Annotated in this window: 3 protein-coding genes; 2 read left to right on the plus strand and 1 reads right to left on the minus strand. The window is 70.4% G+C overall.

All coding sequences use genetic code 11. The features are described from left to right. The first annotated feature begins 171 nt into the window (after positions 1–171). Together ABNT58_RS08310 and ABNT58_RS08315 are read left to right on the plus strand one after the other, a co-directional pair. The gene (locus ABNT58_RS08310; RefSeq protein WP_348753031.1) at positions 172–1803 is read left to right on the plus strand and encodes an FGGY-family carbohydrate kinase; all 1632 of its coding nucleotides are present in this window, start codon (positions 172–174) and stop codon (positions 1801–1803) included. Then, positions 1800–2477, plus strand: a complete 678-nt coding sequence (locus tag ABNT58_RS08315; RefSeq protein WP_348753032.1) for an HAD family phosphatase — start codon at positions 1800–1802, stop codon at positions 2475–2477. Before ABNT58_RS08310 ends, ABNT58_RS08315 begins: the two co-directional genes overlap by 4 nt. Here ABNT58_RS08315 and ABNT58_RS08320 read toward each other — a convergent pair. Then, the gene (locus ABNT58_RS08320) at positions 2474–4444 is read right to left on the minus strand and encodes a DNA topoisomerase IV subunit B (RefSeq protein ID WP_348753033.1); all 1971 of its coding nucleotides are present in this window, start codon (positions 4442–4444) and stop codon (positions 2474–2476) included. The genes ABNT58_RS08315 and ABNT58_RS08320 overlap by 4 nt on opposite strands. Positions 4445–4490 lie beyond the last annotated feature (46 nt).

Genomic DNA, 4490 nt, shown 5'->3' on the forward strand with positions numbered 1-4490 from the left:
CCCCGATAGCTCAGTCGGTAGAGCGCCGGACTGTTAATCCGTAGGTCCCTGGTTCGAGCCCAGGTCGGGGAGCCAAGAACAGAAGGAAAAGGCCTTGCAGCGATGCAAGGCCTTTTTTCTTTGTGCGGCCTTGCCGGATGATGGCGCCTGAAGCCATCGCCCGCATCCGCCATGACCACCCCGGCCCCCAGCTACGTGATCGGAGTCGACGTCGGCACCGGCAGTGCCCGCGCCGGCCTGTTCGACTTGGCTGGCCACATGGTGGCCACGGCCAAGCACGACATCCAGACCTTCCACGCTGCCGGCGCCATCGTCGAGCAATCCAGCACCGACATCTGGGCCGCGGTGTGCCGCGCGGTACAAGACACGCTGGCCAGCGCCGGCGTGCCCGCGGCCCAGGTGGCCGGCATCGGCTTCGATGCCACCTGCTCCCTGGTGGTGCTGGGCGAAGGCGGCCAGCCGCTGCCGGTGGGCCCTTCGGAAGATCCGGCGCGCGACATCATCGTGTGGATGGACCACCGCGCGGTGGCCCAGGCCGAGCGCATCAACGCCACCGGCCACCCGGTGCTGCGCTACGTGGGTGGCCGCATATCGCCCGAGATGGAAACGCCCAAGCTGCTGTGGCTACATGAGCATCGGCCTGCGGTGTTCGATGCCGCCTGGCAGTTCTTCGACCTCACCGACTACCTGACCTGGCGCGCCAGCGGCGACCTGGCCCGCTCCACCTGCACCATCACCTGCAAGTGGACCTACCTGGCGCATGAGCAGCGCTGGGACGAGAGCTACTTCCGCACCATCGGCCTGGGCATGCTGGCCGATGAAGGCTTCGAGCGCATCGGCCGCCGTGCGGTGCAGCCCGGCACGCCGCTGGGCGAAGGCCTGACGGCCGAAGCCGCCGCCGCGCTGGGCCTGCTGCCGGGCACGCCGGTGGCGGCCGGCCTGATCGACGCGCATGCCGGCGGCCTGGGCACCGTGGGCGCGGCCGGCGACCCGGTGGACAGCCTCGGCTATGTGTTCGGCACCTCGTCCTGCACCATGACCACCACGCGCGAGCCGGCTTTCGTGGCCGGCGTATGGGGGCCTTACTTCTCGGCCATGGTGCCGGGCGCCTGGCTCAACGAAGGCGGGCAATCGGTGGCCGGCGCTGCCATCGAGCGGCTGCTGGCGCTGCACCCGGCCGCGCCCGAGGCGGCGCGCACGGCCACCGCGCAAGGCCAGTCGCTGCCGGCCTGGCTGGCGCAGCAGGCGGCGCAGCGCTGTCCGCAAGCCTCGGACAGCGTGCGCCTGGCCGCCGGCCTGCACGTGCTGCCCGAGTTCCTGGGCAACCGCGCGCCCCATGCCGACCCGCATGCCCGCGCCTGCATCGCCGGGCTGGGCATGGACAGCGACCTGGACAGCCTGCTGGCGCTGTACGTGGCGGGCCTGTGCGGCATCGGCTACGGCCTGCGCCAGATCATCGACGTGCAGGCCGCGGCCGGGGCGCCGGTGCAGCAGGTGGTCGTCAGCGGCGGTGCCGGCCGGCTCGACCTGGTGCGGCAGCTGCTGGCCGATGCCACCGGCAAGCCGGTGCTGGCCACCCGGGCCGAAGAACCGGTGCTGCTGGGCGCCGCCATCCTGGGCGCATTGGCCGCCCGCTGCTTTGCCGACGCACCGGCGGCGATGGCCGCGATGTCGCGCATCGGCCAGCGTTACGAGCCGGCGACCGGGGACACCGCCGCGGCCCATGCGGCGCGCTACCGCGCCTTCGAGCGTCTGCAGGCCGTCACCCGCGAGATCCGCGAAGCCGAGAAGGGCCTGGCATGACCATCGAGGCCGTGGTGTTCGACATGGACGGCGTGCTGATCGACTCCGAAGTCATCTGGCAGCGCGTGCGTGAAGACTTTGCCGCCGAACGCGGCCTGCCCTGGCGGCAGCAGGACCAGGAAGCGCTGATGGGCTGCAGCACCGAGGTATGGTCGGTGCGCATGTGCGAACGCCTGGCGCTGACCGACATGAGCCCCGCCGAGCTGGCCGCCGACATCCTGGGCCGTGTGCAGCGCGCCTTCGAGACCGACCTGCCCGTGCGACCCGGCGCAGCCGAGGTACTGGCCGCGCTGGGCCAGCGCTGGCCGCTGGCGCTGGCCACCGGCTCGCCGCGTGCGCTGGCCGACTGCGCGCTGCGGCTCACCGGTTTCGGCCGGCATTTCCAGGCCACGGTGTGTGGCGACGAGGTGCGCCACGGCAAGCCGCACCCCGAGATCTACCAGCGCGCGGTGGCCGCCCTGGGCGTGGCACCCAGCCGCGCCGCCGGCATCGAGGATTCGGCCAACGGCCTGCGTGCGCTGCGCGCCGCCGGCCTGTGGGCCATCGCGGCCCCGGGCGAGGCCTTTCCGCTGCTGCCCGACGAGCTGGCGCTGGGCCACGCGGTGGTGAGCCACCTGTCGGCCATCACGCCCGACTTCGTGGCCAGGCTGCCGCGGGCTGGCGCAGCCGCTTAAACGTCCACTTCCACGTCGTCGCCGCGCAGCTCCATCAGCTCGCGGCGGGCAGCGGCTTCGCCCTTGCCCATCAGCTTGGTCATCGACTGCACGGTGCTGCCGAAGTCCAGCGCGCCGAAGTCCACGCGCAGCAGGCGGCGGGTGTCAGGGTTCAGCGTGGTGTCCCACAGCTGCTCGGCGCTCATCTCGCCCAGGCCCTTGAAGCGGCTGATGGTCCAGCTGCCTTCACGCGCGCCTTCCTTGCGCAGCTTGTCCAGCGCGGCGGTCAGCTCGCCTTCGTCCAGCGCATAGATCTTGGCCGCCGGCTTCTTGCCGCGGGCCGGCGCGTCGATGCGAAAGAGCGGCGGCTTGGCGATGTAGATGTGGCCACGCTCGATGAGCTTGGGGAAGTGGCGGAAGAACAGCGTCAGCAGCAGCACCTGGATGTGCGAGCCGTCCACGTCCGCATCGCTCAGGATGCACACCTTGCCGTAGCGCAGGCCGGTGAGGTCGGGCTCGTCGGTGGGGCCGTGCGGGTCCACGCCGATGGCCACCGCGATGTCGTGGATCTCGTTGTTCTTGAACAGCAGGTCGCGCTCCACCTCCCAGGCGTTGAGCACCTTGCCGCGCAAGGGCAGCACGGCCTGGGTTTCCTTGTCGCGGCCCATCTTGGCGCTGCCGCCGGCCGAGTCGCCTTCCACCAGGAACACTTCGTTCAGCGCCAGGTCGCGGCTCTCGCAATCGGTGAGCTTGCCCGGCAGCACCGCCACGCCCGAGCCCTTGCGCTTTTCCACCTTCTGGCTGGCGCGCTGGCGCGTCTGCGCCTGCTTGATCACCAGCTCGGCCAGGCGCTTGCCATGGGCCACATGCTGGTTGAGCCAAAGCTCCAGCGCCGGCTTGGTGAAGGCCGACACCAGCCGCAGCGCATCGCGGCTGTTCAGGCGCTCCTTGATCTGGCCCTGGAACTGCGGGTCGAGCACCTTGGCGCTGAGCACGAAGCTGGCGCGCGAGAACACGTCTTCCGGCATCAGCTTCACGCCCTTGGGCATCAGCGAATGCATCTCGATGAAGCCCTTGATGGCGCCGAAGAGGCCGTCCTTCAAACCCGCTTCGTGCGTGCCGCCGGCCACCGTGGGAATCAGGTTGACGTAGCTCTCGCGCAGCGTCGGGCCCTCTTCGGTGTAGGCCACGCACCAGGAGGCGCCCTCGCCTTCGGCGAAGTTCTCGGTCTCGGCCGCGCCGGCGAACTGCTCACCCTCGAACAGCGGAATCACCGGGTCGGCGGCCAGGTGCTGCATCAGGTAGTCGCGCAGGCCGGCCTTGTACTGCCAGGTCAGCGTCTCGCCGGTCTTCTCCGTGGTCAGCGTGACGACCACGCCCGGCATCAGCACCGCCTTGCTGCGCAGCAGGTGCAGCAGCTCGCTGCGCGGCAGTTCGGCGCTTTCAAAGTACTTGGCATCGGGCCACACGCGCACGCTGGTGCCGTGCTTGCGGTCGCCCGAGGCGGCCTTGGCCACCACCAGCGGCTCCACCACGTCGCCGCCGGCAAAGGCCAGGCGGGCATGCTGGCCGTCGCGCCACACCGCCACTTCCAGCCGCTTGGCCAGCGCATTGGTCACACTCACGCCCACGCCGTGCAGGCCGCCCGAGAAGCTGTAGGCACCGCCCGAGCCCTTGTCGAACTTGCCGCCGGCATGCAGCCGGGTGTAGACGATTTCGATCACCGGCACCTGCTCTTCCGGGTGCAGGCCGAAGGGGATGCCGCGGCCGTCGTCGTCCACCGCGATGGAGCCGTCGGCATGCAGCGTCACCGCGATGCGCCTGCCATGGCCGGCCAGGGCCTCGTCGGCGGCGTTGTCGATCACCTCCTGCACGATGTGCAGCGGGTTGTCGGTGCGGGTGTACATGCCCGGGCGCTGCTTGACGGGCTCCAGGCCCTTGAGCACGCGGATGGACGCTTCGCCGTAACTGGATTGCTTGCTTGCCATATCGGCCGGGATTCTAGGGACCGGGCGGCGATCGCCCTGATGGCAG

The sequence above is a fragment of the uncultured Aquincola sp. genome (genome assembly GCF_964001545.1).
Classification (GTDB): Bacteria; Pseudomonadota; Gammaproteobacteria; order Burkholderiales; family Burkholderiaceae_C; genus Aquincola.

What these genes read in the sequence shown, in the direction of transcription:
- ABNT58_RS08315 (WP_348753032.1), top strand. Translation starts at nt 1,800, where the DNA reads ATGACCATCGAGGCCGTGGTGTTCGACATGGACGGCGTGCTGATCGAC.
- ABNT58_RS08320 (WP_348753033.1), bottom strand. Translation starts at nt 4,444, where the DNA reads ATGGCAAGCAAGCAATCCAGTTACGGCGAAGCGTCCATCCGCGTGCTC.
- ABNT58_RS08310 (WP_348753031.1), top strand. Translation starts at nt 172, where the DNA reads ATGACCACCCCGGCCCCCAGCTACGTGATCGGAGTCGACGTCGGCACC.